Here is a 16338-nt window from a genome sequence, read left to right on the forward strand (position 1 = left end):
GACAATACCGAATTTAAAAGGAAATGATTAGATGGGGTTTACCGCCAGCTTACAAGTGATCTAATATACTGCTGCGGCTATTTCCGGAGATTATGATGTCTTTGCTACCAATAGGAGTATTCGAGAAGATATAATCTCCTCTACTACTCTTCACTGCTGGAACTGGTTGATTTCGCTGACGTATGCCTCCCCAGCTTCCCTGATCTACGACTGATGTTCTAGATCTTTCTGTTATTATCGTCCCCTCCTGATGCATATTCGCTTGTGGACGCGATAAAGGTGTACTCAGTTCATATCGGTTACTTGAATGTCGGACTAGAGGATTAGAACTTGTGGCTTTACTACCCGCTTTCCTTACAGGGGTCATAATGACGTCATCGTATTTTATGGGGACATACTTGGGCCATTTCTTCTGCAAGCAATCGAAATAGTCATTGAAGAACTCTGCTAGCTTGTCTGAATCTATACCTTTAGAGTCGCTGGATACTTTTAGTAGATATTCACCACTATTTGGCTCAAAAAAACGTAGGCCTCTTTTTTGATCTAATAAAAAACCGACGCTATGACCGACTTCCGAGCCGGTGAGATCAAAGCTGAGAGTAAAACCCACGGGAAGGTCACCTTGCGTTGCCCTTCGGGAAATCCCTCCCACTAAACTGTTAACACATCTTTGTTGATCAGAGATATTTGGTTTTGATGGGTTTTTGGGAACAATTGATATCGGAGGATCGCACTCTAGCTTGAGTGACTCTAAACTATCCTCAGGCTTATAAAGATTATTTTTACGTTCAGCCTGTTGCAGTTCAGAGGCTTTTTCGAACAATTTTTTTGCCCGCTTACTTTTTTGAACTGGCTTGTGTTTTAGGGCTGGGAATTCAGTTCGGCCAAAAACTTTTTTGGTTAGCTTTTCATTTACCCATAAAGCTGAAATTTGCTGGCAAGCACCTCTATTGGGGATACTGGACCCTTTTGATATCAACTCGTCAAGCAAATCTCTTTGAATAAAGTGACTCTTCAATGTGTGCTTTTGTTCTAGAGTTGTAAATGATGGGTCTTTACTAGGTCCTGAATCAAGCTCGTATCGAGTGCTACTCGCGTACCGAGCAGGGCTCGGATCCGAATAGAGGTTAGATGTCCTCATACGTTTTGGCACGCTGCTTAGTGACGGAAGCGGCACTACGAGGAATTCGAATAGCTCTCGAGTCGTATTTTTTACTACCGGCATTGCGAGTTTCAACATATCTCTAGTGACGGCACGTTTAAAAGCATTTCCTTTCAGCCCGCTTGTGATATGGCGTTTTACTGAAGATCTAAATGCGGCTTTTCCTGCAGTGGCGAGCTTTGCCACTGGAATTCCGATACATACAGCGGTAACGATAAGGTCAAATACATCAAATAGGATGCCGTCAATTTCTGTTGAAAGATCAAACTTATAGCTGGGATCGTTGGCTAGAGAGTTGAATAAATCGAAGAAAGGCACGAATGAGGGGAGTTTCTCCCACCATTCGCTGTCCTTTAGAAACGCTTTATAAATATTAGCGTTATATAGCATGACTTCGCGCGCTTCATCTTCAACACAGTCATATAGGGTATCGTACGAGGTAATAACATCTTTGATAGGGATACCAGGAATCGCATTGAGAGTGAGGGCAACAACGGGACTGAGGTTGACTAAAACACTTTCATTTTTGACTTCCCACGCTTCATTATCAAATGCACAGTTTCTAAACATCATATGGTTACTATCAGAGTCTGCTTGCGGGGTTGGTAAGACAGTATCTGGGTTGTAACCAAGGTGAGCTAGCAGAGCTTTGGCGTTTTCTTTGGTCTCGCTTACCCAATTGATAGATTTCTTTCCCGCTTTGATTAATTCATTTACAAGTCGTGCAACTTCATTGTCTTGAGTTAGATCGATATAGGCAATGGCGGTATTATGCATGAGCGTTGATACGACCATGATCTGGTTAGTACTTAACTTGGTTATGGTAATCCGCCCAGAGATGGTGTGGTATTTCTTGAATAGGTTTTTAATCGTAGTAAAAACATTGGAAATCGCTTCTCCCGTTTTTTCTACTACGACTTTTCCCCTAAAAAAGACGCCGAATAGGAATAAAAGCGGCTCATCGCTTTGGACAAGAAAGTTAGAGATTGCGACTGCCTTTTTGTCATCACTATCCAAAGTAGCAAATCGCTGCCACATTTTTTCTATTTCATCATATTTATAAAATGGCCTGACAAGATCAAAACGGCCAAGAACTTCGGCTTTTTCTTGTGTGTCCAAGGGGTTGATAGAAGACTGGCAAAATGCTGAAGAAGTGAATATTTGTGAGTCTTTTAGCAGAAGGGTTTCAGGTAGTTTGTCATTTTTATAGTCTAAAAATTGTTGGTAATATTCATGTTGATCGACACACTCGCTCCATTTTTTTAACTGGGTAAAGTGGAAGTTTGGTAATGCTGGTAGTGAATCACGTTGACCACTGGTATAGATGTTGAAAATCCATTTTAAGTTATCAGCGATATCCTTACTATTATCATCAAGAAACAGAGTGATGTTACCAGTACTAACATGCTTGGGGAAAACACCTTTTAACATAGCGTGTGTATGTACCGAATAATAGTTAGTTGAACGGTTCCCGTCATCACTGAACCTACAAAGTACTTTCGACGGGAGACTTGTACCTTTGCGCTCGAGGTAGTCTTTTAGTACTTGAGGGTGCTGCCATTTGGCAATATGGTGCATTCTTCCTGCATATAACATGAAGTGTGTGGAGCAGAGTATTCGGTACTTCTTGTGAAACTTCGTTTCGTCTTTAACTCTACCCAAGGCGAAGTTTTCCCATAATCCGTCTTTGATTAAACCAGCATGTTCAATAGCTCGTTGTAGGGTGTTACTTATTTCGTCATCATGATTAGTGACATTGAGTCGATCAGCGAGTTCTAAATCGAGAATGCGAGACTCTAGACGAACTGACCGCTGTTGTGCAGGGGTTAACTCATCACCAAAATGAACATAATTCTCGCTCGCGGTGATATCAGGAAGAAGAGGGTGGCCCTGATAATCTGGAGATTGGGGTAATTCACTATATTTAGGCTTAGATATAAGTCTAAATTCCTCTGGCTCCCCTAGTAGAAGAATTTTTTTTATCTTTTCTGAAGGGTGACTTGGATCTTTGATGTAATTGATGACATGATTGCAAAGCTGTCGGTTAAGTCTATTGATCTTTAGACTATTTTTGATTCTTTGGGATGAGCTATGCTGATTCAAAATATCTTTTAACTGTGCTCTTTGATCTGATAAGGAAGCGAGACATGTTTCCAGCATAGTCAGTTTCTCTGAGCTATGAGTGTTGCTACTTAGGAGTTGTGAAAGGGCTGTCACAGTTAGAGAGATTTCCCAATAGAGTCGAAGAGGGCCTTTTACCGGCTCGATTACAGTAAGTGCAGGACAGATGGATAATTGACCAGAGTTTACCGATAAACTCTCAGAGTTCCTTGCAAGCAATCCTTCCAAACTTTCTACTTTAATGATTTGGTCCGTTAAATACGTGTTTGCTACTGGTAAAGTCATACATTTTTCTCTTATAGATTTTTGAACAATAAAACTACAAGAGGCTAACACTGCTGATAGTTTTATAAATAGTAGGTTTGGACGGTTACCTAGTCTAATAAACGCAATCGCACGATAGTCGGTGCCTACTCTACTAATGATGTAATAGATGGCCTTGGCTAGGTGTCCGATTATTAATGCAGTATTAACTTTGAACCACAGAGTGGGTGATGGTGACTAAATGCTTCTAGTCTCTTGTTATTTTTGCCTTATTAAGTGAATTGGTATTAATCGATTTCAAATTATTAGCTTAATCACATTATCAGTCTAAAATTGTTAACAAGGGCAGTATGGTTTTGCTATACGTTAGCTGTCACTGCATGGTTTGTTCGGAGGTTATAATGTCCATTAATTCTATTGACCATGATGAAATGACTGAAATCACTGATAAGTGGGATATCAAGGATGAAGTTGAGTCGCAAAAACCAACAAAAAATGTTAAATCAGCGGAAGCACGCCGTCGTATTGAAGCCTTAAAGGAGATCCGCGAAAGTGGATTGACAATAGAAGAAGCCAAAGAACTTGGCATATGGCACTAACTTCCACTTTTCAAACAGTCAAAAAAAGGGTGGCAAGTAAGCCACCCTTAGTTTTGTATGCCAAATGCACATCATAGTGTGTTATAGTTCTGTCCATACTGGTAAACTGACTTCTAGTTGAAATGTCGATAAATCTATCCACACTCCCAACAAAAGATAAAAACAAAATAGAGCTTGATAAGCAGGCATCTTTTCTCGTTTGGAAATTGAGAGAAGCAAAGGCCAACCCTGAAGAAATCACGCGAAGTGCAGATAAGATTCAAGATTCAGATGAACGAAATATTTTCCTTGAATCTGTCGCCAAATATAAGCGAATCATGGGACTTGGTTGAGGCATTCTTGCTTTAGATTGAGAAATTGAAATGGTTTTGTTTTTTGCTAAAATCCTCCGCATTAATTTGACTTAGAGAGAAGGTCCCGATGGGAAGAAGTTTTGAAGTGCGCAAAGCCTCAATGGCTAAAACTCAAGGCGCAAAAATTAAAGTTTATTCCAAATACGGTAAAGAAATTTACATGTGTGCCAAAAATGGTGGTTCTGATCCAGATATGAACCTTTCGCTAAAACACCTTATTACTAAAGCGAAAAAAGATCAGGTTCCGGCACACGTGATCGATAAAGCTATTGACAAAGCTTGTGGTGGTGGTGGTGAAGACTATCAGCCAGCGCGCTATGAAGGTTTTGCTCCTGGCGGCGCTAGCGTCATTGTCGACTGTCTCACTGACAATGGAAACCGTACTTTCCAAGATGTTCGTCAGTGCTTTGTTAAGACAGGCGCCAAAATAGGTTCACCTGGGACAACTGCTCATATGTTTGACCACCAAGCTGTATTCCAGTTTAAAGGCGAGGATGAAGAAGCGGTACTTGAAGCGCTTATGATGGCTGATGTTGATGTGACAGACATTGAACTTGAAGAAGGCGTTATTACTGTATTTGCTCCTCATACTGAATTCTTCAAAGCTAAAACAGCGCTTAATGCTGAATATCCAGAGTTAAACATGGATGTTGAAGAGATCACCTTTGTGCCACAGAACCATACTCCTGTTACTGGCGAGGATGCTGAAAAGTTCCAAAAGTTTTTGGATCTTCTGGATGAATGTGATGATGTCCAGCAGGTTTATCATAACGCTGAACTTTGAGTTAGTATTATTGAAAAAACCGAGTTTTTGATACTCGGTTTTTTTATGTTTTATTTACCTGAATAACTTTAAGTCGGTTTACACTGTAAACGCGATACTTTCTCGTTAATAAACTACTGCAAACTTGATAGCCTAGTTGGTATTAGGTAAAGGCTTATTTTGCCTGATAGAGAGTATAATTTGAGGTAGAAGAGACATGGCTATCATTCCAGCCATAAGGCTATATTGAAAGAAGGTAAAGGATTCTCCAAGTAACACCATTCCTGATACAATCCCCGCAACTGGGTTAGCAATACCACCAAATGTGAAGTCCACCACTGTCATACGTTGAAGTAACCAGACGTACATCCCATAACCCAGTGCTGTGTTTAAACCAATGACCCACAGCAAGCCAGCTCCGTTTAGCCCAGAAAAATGAGTTATCACATCAGAATATCTTTCTGGTGAGAAACTCGCGTCAACGACTGCTACTACTGATAGTATGCTGCCTCCCAAAATCATTTGCCAAGTTAGGACAGTCCACCAATGGATTCTATTGCCCAAGGACTTAGTGAAAGTACTTCCAACAACGATACACATAATGGCGCAAAGCATGGCTAAAAGACCGAGTGGATCAAGTGATATTTGACTTGGCGAAAACAGTAACCAGGTGAGTATGATTAATACGGTGCCAGATAAAGCTTGAATGTAACTGGGTCGATGTTTATGCACAAGCCAATGGTACAACATGGCAAATACAGGTACAGATACCATGCCGACTCCAGATATGGCCGAAGGTAGCGAGAGTGCCATAATGAAGATTAAACAAAAGAAAGCAGCAATGTTTATTAGTCCAAGTTTCAATAGGCTTAGAAAATCTTCGCGTTTAGGTATAGATGGTTTAATCAGCAATAGCAATAGTCCAGCAGGCAATGCTCGGAGTGCACCAAGTAAAAGAGGGGGCCAATCGACTAACGTATATTGTGTAACAGCATACGTTGTGCCCCAGAAAAAAGCGGGGATCATTGCCAGTAGTATATTCATGATATTTTATCTTCATGTTAAGATATTTTCTGAAATGTACGCTTTTAGTGTGTTCATGTAAAGTATCTTAACGTAAAGATACCTCAATAGAACTGATTTGAGAGAAAAGTCTATGGATGCAATTGATAGATTGGTAGAGCAATGGGCGAGAGAAAAACCTGAATTAGATACTGAACCTATGGCAATTATGGGAAGGCTTCTAAGAGTTGCCAAATATATGGAAAATGAAGTTGCACAGCTTCATAAACAGTACGATTTAACATTAGGCGAGTTTGATGTGTTAGCAACGCTGCGTCGCAGTGGCGAACCATTTCAACTGACTCCCTCGGAGCTTATAGATTCTATGATGTTGACTTCAGGAGCAATGACAAACCGCCTTGATAAGCTTACTTCCAAGGGCTTGATAATAAGACAAAACAACCAATCTGATCGTCGCAGTTTGCCAGTCCAGCTGACAAAACAAGGTGTTTTACTGATTGATAGAGTCGTTGAAGAGCATGTGGTGATACAGCGTCAGTTAGTAAAGGGTTTGAGCCAAGAGCAGAAGAAACAAATCAGCCTAAATCTGAAATGTTTGATGTATGAATTAGAGGGGATCTAGAAGTTGCCGAGATAGTTTGCTCTTTTATATCTTTGATAAATATGCTTTTATCAGCCATATCACGTAGATTAGAGCACCCTCTTTGGTCTTTACACTGTAAATAGAAAATGGAGAAATAATGCAACCAAGTATTGAGACGCCGAGACTAATTTTAAGACCTTTTCGTTTGTCAGACAGTGAGAGGGTAGCTTTACTTGCAGGCCAAAAAGCCATTTCAGATATGACCGCAAATATTCCTTATCCCTACACCGAGGAAATGGCAATTGAGTGGATAAAGACTCATTTAGAGCAATTTGAGCATAAAAGTGCGGTTATTTTTGCAATTACTTTCAAAGGAAGCGATAGCATTGTTGGTGCGGTAAGTTTTCCTTCCCTGAAGGATGGGGTTGCTATTTTAGGATACTGGTTAGGGACTGACTATTGGGGGAAAGGAATTGCACTAGAAGCTGCACAAGCTCTGATAGGTTACGCAAAGCGTGAGTTAAAGGTTTCTGAAATTGAGGTCCAGCATCTTGCAGAGAATCATCAATCCTGCTCTGTAATTAGAAAACTCGGAATACAGTATAAAGAAAATCGCTTTGTCCAGGTTAGGGGAAAACCCCGAGAGGTATGCGTTTATCGTAGCTTCATATAACCTGACTTGATTGTTTCATATATGTCCTTGTTACTTTTTCTCCTCATTTCCTGATTTCATATTTATTGGCTTTTACGCTGACACGTAAGTTTAGGCATGATCTAACGCATATCAGAAATGCTTCAAATTTAAATTGCATATAAAACAACAATGCTATCAATAGCATATAATGTGATTTGAATCTCACTTATTATCCCATTTGATAATTGATTAATCAGTTACTACTTTTTTAGTAACTGCCGAAAATCATGAGGGGTAAGTTTTGAAAAGGTTAAAGGTAGTATTTATTGTTCAAGTGATCGTAGCACTGACGTTTGTGTTGCTCGTTTCTGCGTTTATTAAATATCAGACTTTCAAAGGAAACTTACATCAAGAGCTTGAAATTAACGTGCAAAACACCAGTCAGCGCATGTCGATAAGCTTACCAAAGGCGGTGTGGGACTTTGACTTGGATACTGCCAAAGTTGCAATGTCTGCTGAGCTGGATCTGCCGGAGATATCTGCCATTCAACTCATTGATGCTCAGGGCAGTGAGTTATTATTTTTGACCCAACAAGGCGAAGGTGAAGAAAAGCAGCTTGTTGACGTAACGGATAAGGAGGCTTACCCCGAAGAATTGAGCCAAACTACCGAACTTACCTTTGTTGACTATGGTGAAGAAAATAACGTCGGTAAGGTTGTTGTATATTTTGACACAGAGGCCATGGATGCCAAGCTTGCTGACTCCCTTCGCACAAGCATTATAGAGCTTGTTGTGTTGGACCTGATTATTTCGATTGTTATTATTCTTGCCCTCTCAATTACCGTATTAAGGCCAATATCTCAGTTAACGGACGTGATTAAAGATCTTGCGTCTGGTGATGGGGATCTAACCAATAAATTGGCCCCTGCAAAGTACCGCGAATTTGATGCAATCACCAATGGTATCAATACATTCACTGAATCACTGCGAGTCATTGTAAAAGAAGTCAATGAGTCTTCGGAAGCACTCGGTGAGAAAGCGCAAGCTAATGGTGCTACTGCTCGAAAAAATGCCGATAGTCTAGATTCACAGAAGCACCAGTTGACGACAGTAGCAGCCGCTGCGACGGAGCTTAGTCAATCAGTGGCCATTGTCGCAGATACAGCCTCAGAAACTGCCGAGCAGGCGCAGACAGCTACAGGGCTGGCTTCCAGCGTCAACACTGCGATAGAAAGCTCTGCTACAGATATTATTAACATGCGCGAAGAGATGAATCATGTGAATGCTGAGATGCATATTCTGATTGAGGAAGGCGAAAAGATCACCACAGTCCTTAACGTGATCAATGATATTTCTGAACAAACTAACTTACTTGCCCTTAACGCAGCGATTGAGGCTGCACGCGCAGGAGAGCAGGGTAGGGGATTTGCTGTGGTTGCTGACGAAGTTCGTAACCTTGCTGTCAAAACCAGTGAATCGACGGAACAGATTCAAAAAAATATAACAGCTTTGGGATCAGCGACTAAATCTGTTGAAGATGAACTTACCCGTATTGCAACTCTTCTAGAAGATACAGCTGCGAGAGTGAGTGAATCTCAAGATTCTGTTGGCGAGGTTCAAAGTTTGATCACCATAATTTCTGATCGCAGTGGTCAAATCTCACAAGCTACCGATGAGCAAAGAATGGCGGTCGAAGAAATAAGTCGAGCGATTGTAGAAGCATCTGAAGCGACGAATGAAGTGGCGTCAGGTGCTGATCAAAATGCACAAACGACAGAGGAAGTTCTGAGCTTAAGCCAGAGTATTGCAAGCCATATGGCTAAATTCCGAACTTAAGTTACATTATTGAGGACCCGTTATGAAAAACCTTTTAATGCTGGCTATTGCAGCCTTTTTTTCGGTGCAGAGTTTTGCTGCAACTGTAACAGCAGCCCAAGACCCTTGGGCCCCATTTGTCCAAAAAGATACTGGTAGTCCCGGCGTATCAGTGGAAATTTTGACAGAAGCCATGAAAACACAAGGTTATGAAGTGGACTTTAAAATAATGCCTTGGACTCGAGCATTAAACGAAGTAAAAGATGGAAGAGTCGATGTCTTAGTGGCTACTTGGTTTACTAACGAAAGGACCGCTTTTCTCAAGTACAGCGAACCCTATCTAGAAAATTCACTTAAGTTTATTAAACGTAAAGGTGATGGTTTTGAATACAATGGTATGGATAGCTTATCGGGAAAAACGGTGGGTATCATTCGTAATTATGGTTATGGTGATGACTTTTTGGGAGCTGGCAACTTTAAGAAGCCTGAAGCTAACGATTTAGTCTCTAATGCGAAAAAGCTCGTTGCTAAAAGGATTGATTTGACGTTAGAAGATGAATTAGTTGCCAAATCGACACTATCTGGTGCTGGGATGAATTTAGCAGACTTTGAGTTTACAAAAAACGCTCTGTCGGTTAATCCACTGCATGTAACGTCTGGATTAGCAAACCCTAACAATGGTAAATACATCGATGCGTTCAATAAAGGGTTAGCGGAAATAAAATCAAACGGAACATTTGATAAAATTTTGGCTAAGTATGGCATCAAGTGATTGATCTATTTTAGACAAGCCTTTGGGGTCATAGTGCACATTCAGCATATGGCCCCAATATGCACATCAATTTTTCTTACCTAACCTACCAATCTAAGAACTCTACGCCCTCTTTATCTTGAGCTTCTATCTGAATGTATTTAATACAAAAATAAGCAAGATAAATACCTTATTGAAATTATGTGATTTCATATTTGTGAAGTCCATCACCACATGGTTTTGCTGGTATTTTATGTTGGATTAGCCTGTTTTTTTAAACAGTTTTAGACCAGGGGTTTTCCACTTACTTATTGTTAGTAAGGGTATTTATTATAATATTTCAGTATATGCTATTGATTTTTTTCTCTTTAATTTCATTATTGAAATGTTAGTTTGCACATACGAGGGGTGAGCTTCAATCTTGATCTAAGCATAATGCGCCCCTTGTAACATTCTCTTTCGAAGTGTAAAGAATAATCCGCATAAATAGCATGGTTATTAACCATTTTGCTGATCTGTTTACTTTATCCTTTGTATTCAATGTTACACGCTCAACACATAAACATTCTAATGAATATAACAACCGATTTTCAGTGTGTGAATGCTGAATTCGGACAAACCATCGAGAAAGTTAATGGAAGCCTCAAGATATAAACGCATCTTGTCTAGAGGAAGTTTGGCGACGGCCATTCTTTTTTTATCTGGGTGTAATTCTGCTTTACTTGACCCGAAAGGCGCTATTGGCGTTCAAACAAAAGAGCTCATAATTACTGCTCTTTTGTTGATGCTAATTGTTGTCATACCCGTGATTTTAATGACAGTGTATTTCGCATACCGATATCGAGATACGAATACTGATCAGGAGTATGCGCCCGACTGGTCACATTCGACTAAGATAGAATTGGTCGTATGGACGATTCCTATCATTATCATCGCTATTCTTGCCGTTATAACATGGCGTTCAACACACGAACTTGAGCCTTCTAAGCCTCTTGAAAGTGACGTTAAACCTATGACGATTGAAGTAGTGTCGCTTGACTGGAAATGGTTGTTTATCTATCCGGAAGAGAACATTGCTACTGTCAACTATGTTGCTTTTCCTAAAGATGTACCTGTGACGTTTAGACTCACCTCTGACAACATCATGAACGCATTCTTTATCCCACGTTTAGGCTCTCAGATTTATGCTATGCCAGGTATGGTAACTAAGCTGAATTTGATTGCTAACCATGAAGGTAACTTTAAAGGTTTTGCTTCTAACTATAGCGGTGAAGGTTTCTCTCAGATGAAATTTACTGCGTCAGCACTGACTGACCGAGCTGCCTTCCTTAACTGGGTACAAGAAGTGAAATCTAGTCCAGATCGAATTGAAGACTGGGAGCAGTTCAGAACTTTGGCTGAGCCAAGTATTGCAGAACCAGTCACTCTATTCTCAAGTGTTCCGCCATTTTTGTTTACTGATGTCGTGACACAGCATCCTGGTTCAATGAACTGTTTGCCTGAAAACCAAGGATAATCGAAATGTTTGGAAGATTAACTCTAGACTCAATTCCTTATCATGAGCCCATTATTGTTATCACCTTAGCCGTCGTTGCTCTGGTTGGTTTAGCTGTAATGGTCGCGATAACTAAAGCAGGGAAGTGGCAGTACCTGTGGAACGAATGGTTTACGTCAGTAGACCACAAGAAGCTTGGCTTCATGTACATAGCTGTGGCTATGATAATGCTTATTCGTGGCTTTGCTGATGCCGTCATGATGCGTAGCCAACAATTGCTCTCTTCTGCTGGGGAAGCAGGCTATTTACCGCCGCATCACTACGATCAGATCTTTACTGCTCACGGCGTGATAATGATTTTCTTCGTTGCTATGCCCTTAGTAATCGGTTTGATGAACATTATCGTACCATTGCAAATTGGTGCTCGTGATGTTGCTTTCCCTTATTTGAACAACCTGAGTTTCTGGCTATTTATAGTGGGTGTTATTCTCACCAATATGTCTCTTGGCTTAGGTGAATTTGGTCAAACAGGTTGGCTAGCTTACCCTCCATTGTCTGGCATTGAGGCCAGTCCTGGGGTCGGGGTCGATTATTGGATTTGGGCACTGCAGATATCTGGTGTTGGTACAACGTTAACTGGCGTAAACTTCTTTGTGACTATCTTGCGCATGCGTACGCCTTCTATGCCGATCATGAAGATGCCAGTATTCACTTGGGCTTCTTTATGTGCCAACATCCTTATCATCATCTCGTTCCCAATCTTAACAGTTACGATTGCACTTCTGACGTTGGATAGATACTTAGGGTTCCACTTCTTTACCAATGATCTTGGCGGCAACGTTATGATGTACGTCAACTTGATTTGGGCTTGGGGTCATCCAGAAGTATATATCTTAGTGCTGCCTATTTTCGGTGTGTTCTCAGAAGTTACGGCAACGTTCTCACGTAAGAAATTGTTCGGCTATACCTCTTTGGTATGGGCGACGGTCGTCATTACCATCCTAGCCTTCGTGGTTTGGTTACATCACTTCTTTACCATGGGTTCAGGTGCCAATGTCAACGCCTTCTTTGGTATCGCCACTATGATTATTTCCATCCCAACCGGGGTGAAGATTTTCAACTGGCTATTTACCATGTACAAAGGCCGTATCCGCTTTACTACACCAATGATGTGGACAGTTGGCTTCCTTATCACCTTTAGTGTTGGTGGTATGACAGGTGTATTGATGGCAGTTCCTGGTGCTGACTTTGTACTTCACAACTCAGTATTCCTAATTGCTCACTTCCATAATGTTATTATTGGTGGTGTAGTGTTTGGTTGTTTTGCGGCGATCACTTATTGGTTCCCGAAGGCAACCGGTTTCATGATGAATGAAACTTGGGGTAAACGCGCTTTCTATTTGTGGATCATCGGCTTCTTGATGGCGTTCTTGCCTCTGTATGCACTTGGCTTTATGGGTATGACTCGCCGCTTGAGTCAAGATATTAACCCTGAATTCTTCCCACTACTTGCCATCGCTGCTGCGGGTACTGCAGTTATCGCCATGGGTGTTGCTTGTCAGTTTATTCAGATTTATGTGAGTATTCGTGACCGAGAGCAAAATCGCGATCTTACTGGTGACCCGTGGGGTGGGCGTACTTTTGAGTGGGCGACCTCGTCACCACCACCATTCTACAACTTTGCTCACTTGCCAAAAGGTGATGAACTGGATGCATTCTGGTATCAAAAGCAAAGTGGTGAGTTTGATCCAACCAAAGAAGTTGAATACGAGCGTATCCATATGCCTAAGAACACACCGACAGGAATCTATGTTTCTGCATGGGCTTTGGTATTTGGCTTTGCAATGATCTGGTACATCTGGTGGCTAGCTGCTGCAAGTTTTGTGGGTATTGTCGTTGCTTGTATCCAGCACAGTTATAATGACGACGTGGATTACTATGTGGAAGTAGAAGAAATCAAAGCGATTGAAGCAGAGCGCCGTGCTCAGCTTGAAGAAGCGAAGAAACAATCTCCACAGGGCGATAAGAAAGATGATCTGGAGGTAACGTATGCAAGCTAATTCAGTATCTCACGGTCATCATGATCACCACCATGATACGAATGGTAATAAGCTATTTGGTTTTTGGGTTTACTTGATGAGTGACTGTGTATTGTTCGCAACTTTATTTGCAACATACGCAGTACTTGAAACTGGCTCAATTAGTGGCCCTACTGGTAAAGACATCTTTGAGTTACCGTTTGTGTTCGTTGAAACCATGTTACTGCTGTTTAGTAGTATTACCTTTGGTTTTGGCATGATCGCAATGAAGCGCCAAGATGTCGCTGGGCTTAAGCGTTGGCTGAAAGTGACTTTCCTACTCGGTCTTGCCTTTATTGGTATGGAAATTTACGAATTTCATCATCTGATCGCCGCAGGCTATGGCCCAGAGAAGAGCGCTTTCTTATCTGCTTTCTTCACTCTAGTGGGTACTCACGGTCTTCACGTAACCTTTGGTCTTATCTGGCTAGCAGTATGCTATCACCAGCTTTCAACCAAGGGACTTAACGATAACATGGCGATGCGCTTTAACTGCTTAAGCCTGTTCTGGCACTTCCTCGATATTGTATGGATTTGTGTCTTCACTATCGTTTACTTGCTGGGGGTAATGTAATGGCTCAACATATGGAAACCGGTGCGTCAGATTATGTTAAAGGCTTTATTGCGTCTTTAATCCTGACTGTAATTCCTTTCTATTTTGTCTGGTCTCAATCGCTTCCTGATATGGCAACTTATGTCCTATTGTTTGGTTGTGCGATTGTGCAGATTTTCGTCCACTTTAAATACTTCCTACACATGGAAGTAAAAACTGAAGATGGACAATGGAACTTTGTATCGCTAATGTTTACCGCCATTGTTGTCTTGATCTTAATCGCAGGCTCTGTGTGGATCATCTACAACATGACCGTGAACATGAAGCTGTAGGTCGGAGCATGCTGAAAAGTTATTTGTCTATTACCAAACCAGGCATCATTTTCGGCAACCTGATATCTGTTGCGGCGGGGTTCTTCCTTGCCGCAAAAACAGAGAACGTCAGTGTAGCTTTATTATTGGCAACCCTTGCTGGGGTAGGACTAGTGATTGCATCGGGTTGTGTGGTGAACAACATTTTTGATCGAGATATCGACCAGAAAATGAAGCGCACACAAAATCGTGAGCTCGCCAAAGGGAACATTAATATTGATGTTGCTTTTGTTTACGCTCTCATCTTATTACTCGTGGGTACAGCCATTTTATTCCAGATGGCGAATCCTCTGTCTGCAGTAGTGGTTTTGCTTGGCTACGTGTTTTACGTTTTCTTCTACACTATGTGGTACAAGCGCACTTCCGTATACGGCACCTTGGTGGGGAGCATCTCTGGTGCTGTTCCACCACTTGTTGGCTATTTAGCTGTGACTAATTACATAAGTTTGGAGGCCGTTCTGCTCTTTGCTATGTTTTGTTTGTGGCAAATGCCTCACTCTTATGCCATCGCTATGTTCCGTATGCAAGACTACCGAGATGCTGGTATTCCAGTATTGCCAGTTAAAGAAGGGCTTAATAAAGCTCATCGTCACATGAAAGCATATGTTGTAGCCTTTGCAGTGACTTCTCTCGCTTTATTTTTGTTGGGTGAAGCGGGTTATGAATACTTGGCTGTAACCGCAATTGCTTGTTTTATGTGGATGAAGGTAACCTTCAGAAAGGTTGATGAGGATAACTATATTCCTTGGTCAAAAACGGTGTTTAAAGTGTCCTTATTAGTCGTGATGGGAGTCAGCGGCGTTCTAGGCGTTGAGCTGATCTCATTACCTATCTAAAAACAGCAGCCCCTTTTTTGTTTTACTAAGCCTACGTATTGGCTGTAAAAGCCCGATATTTGTTCAGGCATGTTTGTGTCAGTAAAGCAGAAAGGGGCGCTTTTTTTCCTCTCGTTTCCCTCATAGTAAGGAGATTACTGCAATGAGTAATCAGATAGCAGCAAGTAAACAAACTTAGGGCAAAGCTGGTTATTACAAGGGAATAAAGTGACTACTCTTAAATTTCTGGTACCAACTTGAGAGTGTATCTAGAGGCAACTACCGATAGCTTCTTGTTATTTTGATTTATTAGTTGTCTATTTCATATAGGTTATACAAAATATTGCCTGTTCTTATTCGATTTTGTTAATAATAATGTTTCTGTATTAACGTTATCTCAGTAGTGACCTCGCTTGTTGATACTTTGTCGTAGAATATGTCGCCCAAGCTAATATAAATCAAAGTAACATTGCTCTTTTGGTAACTCCCATCTCACAAAACGTAGGCTAAATATGTCCGACCAAATAGCCTAATAACTCTGCTCTTGGCTTGATTAGATATAGACAAACGAAACTCGATTTGAGTCTATACTATCGGGTTTTTGTTTCGATAGATTCAAGTTGTATACTGCTCTGGTTTAGCTTGCTCGAAGCTATGAGAGTTCACCGTTTGCTCAGAAGATGAGACTTTAAACAAACCAATTTTTCAGCCTTCAGAACGGCACATAGAGACAATGATTGGTAGGCCCATCCCCTCAGTTCTTGCTGAAGAGCCCAAGAGCTTTACTAGTCGGCAAATCAATGAGATGTCCTAATTCGTCAAAACATTAAGGTATCTATGGTCTAATCTCATAGATTTTTATCTTTCTAATCGTTTAGTTAGAACTTCTAGATCATTTGTTATTTTGTAAGCTGGCGGTAAACCCCATCTAATCATTTCCTTTTAAATTCGGTATTG

14 protein-coding genes are annotated in these 16338 nt (G+C 41.0%); 12 read left to right on the forward strand and 2 right to left on the reverse strand.

Going from position 1 to position 16338, the window contains the following annotated elements; genetic code table 11:
• Nucleotides 1–49: 49 nt before the first annotated feature.
• The gene (locus tag AAFM34_RS17495) at nt 50–3568 is read right to left on the reverse strand and encodes a hypothetical protein (RefSeq protein ID WP_341665023.1); all 3519 of its coding nucleotides are present in this window, start codon (nt 3566–3568) and stop codon (nt 50–52) included.
• Nucleotides 3569–3948: 380 nt separating this feature from the next.
• Here AAFM34_RS17495 and AAFM34_RS17500 point away from each other — a divergent pair, with 380 nt between their 5' ends.
• From AAFM34_RS17500 to AAFM34_RS17510, 3 genes are all read left to right on the forward strand, one after another.
• Entirely contained in the window at nt 3949–4146 is a 198-nt protein-coding gene (locus tag AAFM34_RS17500; protein WP_341665024.1) for a PA3496 family putative envelope integrity protein, read from the forward strand.
• A gap of 122 nt (nt 4147–4268) precedes the next feature.
• Nucleotides 4269–4478 (forward strand): DUF3283 family protein, encoded by a 210-nt coding sequence (locus AAFM34_RS17505; RefSeq protein WP_341665026.1) that lies wholly within the window; start codon nt 4269–4271, stop codon nt 4476–4478.
• Nucleotides 4479–4566: 88 nt separating this feature from the next.
• A complete protein-coding gene (locus tag AAFM34_RS17510; RefSeq protein WP_341665028.1) occupies nt 4567–5283 on the forward strand; it encodes a YebC/PmpR family DNA-binding transcriptional regulator in 717 nt (238 codons plus the stop codon).
• 132 nt (nt 5284–5415) lie between these two features.
• Here AAFM34_RS17510 and AAFM34_RS17515 read toward each other — a convergent pair whose 3' ends face one another.
• Complete coding sequence (locus AAFM34_RS17515; RefSeq protein ID WP_341665030.1) at nt 5416–6306, reverse strand: DMT family transporter; 891 nt, start codon at nt 6304–6306, stop codon at nt 5416–5418.
• Between the two features lie 112 nt (nt 6307–6418).
• Here AAFM34_RS17515 and AAFM34_RS17520 point away from each other — a divergent pair, with 112 nt between their 5' ends.
• The 9 genes from AAFM34_RS17520 to cyoE all read left to right on the forward strand — a co-directional run bounded on the left by AAFM34_RS17520 (nt 6419) and on the right by cyoE (nt 15402).
• The gene (locus tag AAFM34_RS17520) at nt 6419–6907 is read left to right on the forward strand and encodes a MarR family transcriptional regulator (protein ID WP_341665032.1); all 489 of its coding nucleotides are present in this window, start codon (nt 6419–6421) and stop codon (nt 6905–6907) included.
• A 118-nt stretch (nt 6908–7025) separates the two neighbouring features.
• Nucleotides 7026–7541, forward strand: a complete 516-nt coding sequence (locus tag AAFM34_RS17525; RefSeq protein WP_341665034.1) for a GNAT family N-acetyltransferase — start codon at nt 7026–7028, stop codon at nt 7539–7541.
• 262 nt (nt 7542–7803) lie between these two features.
• Nucleotides 7804–9339: a methyl-accepting chemotaxis protein gene (locus AAFM34_RS17530; protein WP_341665036.1), complete on the forward strand. Its 1536-nt coding sequence runs from the start codon at nt 7804–7806 to the stop codon at nt 9337–9339.
• A 22-nt stretch (nt 9340–9361) separates the two neighbouring features.
• Nucleotides 9362–10090, forward strand: coding sequence for a transporter substrate-binding domain-containing protein (locus tag AAFM34_RS17535; protein ID WP_341665038.1), 729 nt, complete (start codon nt 9362–9364; stop codon nt 10088–10090).
• 613 nt (nt 10091–10703) lie between these two features.
• Nucleotides 10704–11585 carry a ubiquinol oxidase subunit II gene (gene cyoA / locus AAFM34_RS17540; RefSeq protein ID WP_152432397.1) on the forward strand — a complete coding sequence of 294 codons (882 nt, stop codon included), beginning with the start codon at nt 10704–10706 and terminating at the stop codon, nt 11583–11585.
• A 5-nt stretch (nt 11586–11590) separates the two neighbouring features.
• Nucleotides 11591–13624, forward strand: coding sequence for a cytochrome o ubiquinol oxidase subunit I (cyoB, locus tag AAFM34_RS17545; RefSeq protein ID WP_341665041.1), 2034 nt, complete (start codon nt 11591–11593; stop codon nt 13622–13624).
• Nucleotides 13614–14216 carry a cytochrome o ubiquinol oxidase subunit III gene (cyoC, locus tag AAFM34_RS17550; RefSeq protein ID WP_341665043.1) on the forward strand — a complete coding sequence of 201 codons (603 nt, stop codon included), beginning with the start codon at nt 13614–13616 and terminating at the stop codon, nt 14214–14216. The genes cyoB and cyoC overlap by 11 nt, the downstream gene beginning before the upstream one ends.
• Nucleotides 14216–14527 (forward strand): cytochrome o ubiquinol oxidase subunit IV, encoded by a 312-nt coding sequence (gene cyoD / locus AAFM34_RS17555; protein ID WP_341665045.1) that lies wholly within the window; start codon nt 14216–14218, stop codon nt 14525–14527. Before cyoC ends, cyoD begins: the two co-directional genes overlap by 1 nt.
• 8 nt (nt 14528–14535) lie before the next feature.
• A complete protein-coding gene (gene cyoE, locus AAFM34_RS17560) occupies nt 14536–15402 on the forward strand; it encodes a heme o synthase (RefSeq protein ID WP_341665047.1) in 867 nt (288 codons plus the stop codon).
• Nucleotides 15403–16338 lie beyond the last annotated feature (936 nt).

It is taken from the genome of Vibrio sp. (assembly GCF_038138445.1).
In the GTDB taxonomy this organism is placed as follows: domain Bacteria; phylum Pseudomonadota; class Gammaproteobacteria; order Enterobacterales; family Vibrionaceae; genus Vibrio.

Bases quoted from the DNA above. Each gene is read 5' to 3' on its own strand.
- AAFM34_RS17510 (WP_341665028.1), top strand. From the start codon at position 4,567: ATGGGAAGAAGTTTTGAAGTGCGCAAAGCCTCAATGGCTAAAACTCAA.
- AAFM34_RS17520 (WP_341665032.1), top strand. From the start codon at position 6,419: ATGGATGCAATTGATAGATTGGTAGAGCAATGGGCGAGAGAAAAACCT.
- AAFM34_RS17535 (WP_341665038.1), top strand. From the start codon at position 9,362: ATGAAAAACCTTTTAATGCTGGCTATTGCAGCCTTTTTTTCGGTGCAG.
- cyoD (WP_341665045.1), top strand. From the start codon at position 14,216: ATGGCTCAACATATGGAAACCGGTGCGTCAGATTATGTTAAAGGCTTT.
- AAFM34_RS17515 (WP_341665030.1), bottom strand. From the start codon at position 6,306: ATGAATATACTACTGGCAATGATCCCCGCTTTTTTCTGGGGCACAACG.
- cyoE (WP_341665047.1), top strand. From the start codon at position 14,536: ATGCTGAAAAGTTATTTGTCTATTACCAAACCAGGCATCATTTTCGGC.
- cyoC (WP_341665043.1), top strand. From the start codon at position 13,614: ATGCAAGCTAATTCAGTATCTCACGGTCATCATGATCACCACCATGAT.
- AAFM34_RS17525 (WP_341665034.1), top strand. From the start codon at position 7,026: ATGCAACCAAGTATTGAGACGCCGAGACTAATTTTAAGACCTTTTCGT.
- AAFM34_RS17500 (WP_341665024.1), top strand. From the start codon at position 3,949: ATGTCCATTAATTCTATTGACCATGATGAAATGACTGAAATCACTGAT.
- AAFM34_RS17495 (WP_341665023.1), bottom strand. From the start codon at position 3,568: ATGACTTTACCAGTAGCAAACACGTATTTAACGGACCAAATCATTAAA.
- AAFM34_RS17505 (WP_341665026.1), top strand. From the start codon at position 4,269: ATGTCGATAAATCTATCCACACTCCCAACAAAAGATAAAAACAAAATA.
- cyoB (WP_341665041.1), top strand. From the start codon at position 11,591: ATGTTTGGAAGATTAACTCTAGACTCAATTCCTTATCATGAGCCCATT.
- cyoA (WP_152432397.1), top strand. From the start codon at position 10,704: ATGGAAGCCTCAAGATATAAACGCATCTTGTCTAGAGGAAGTTTGGCG.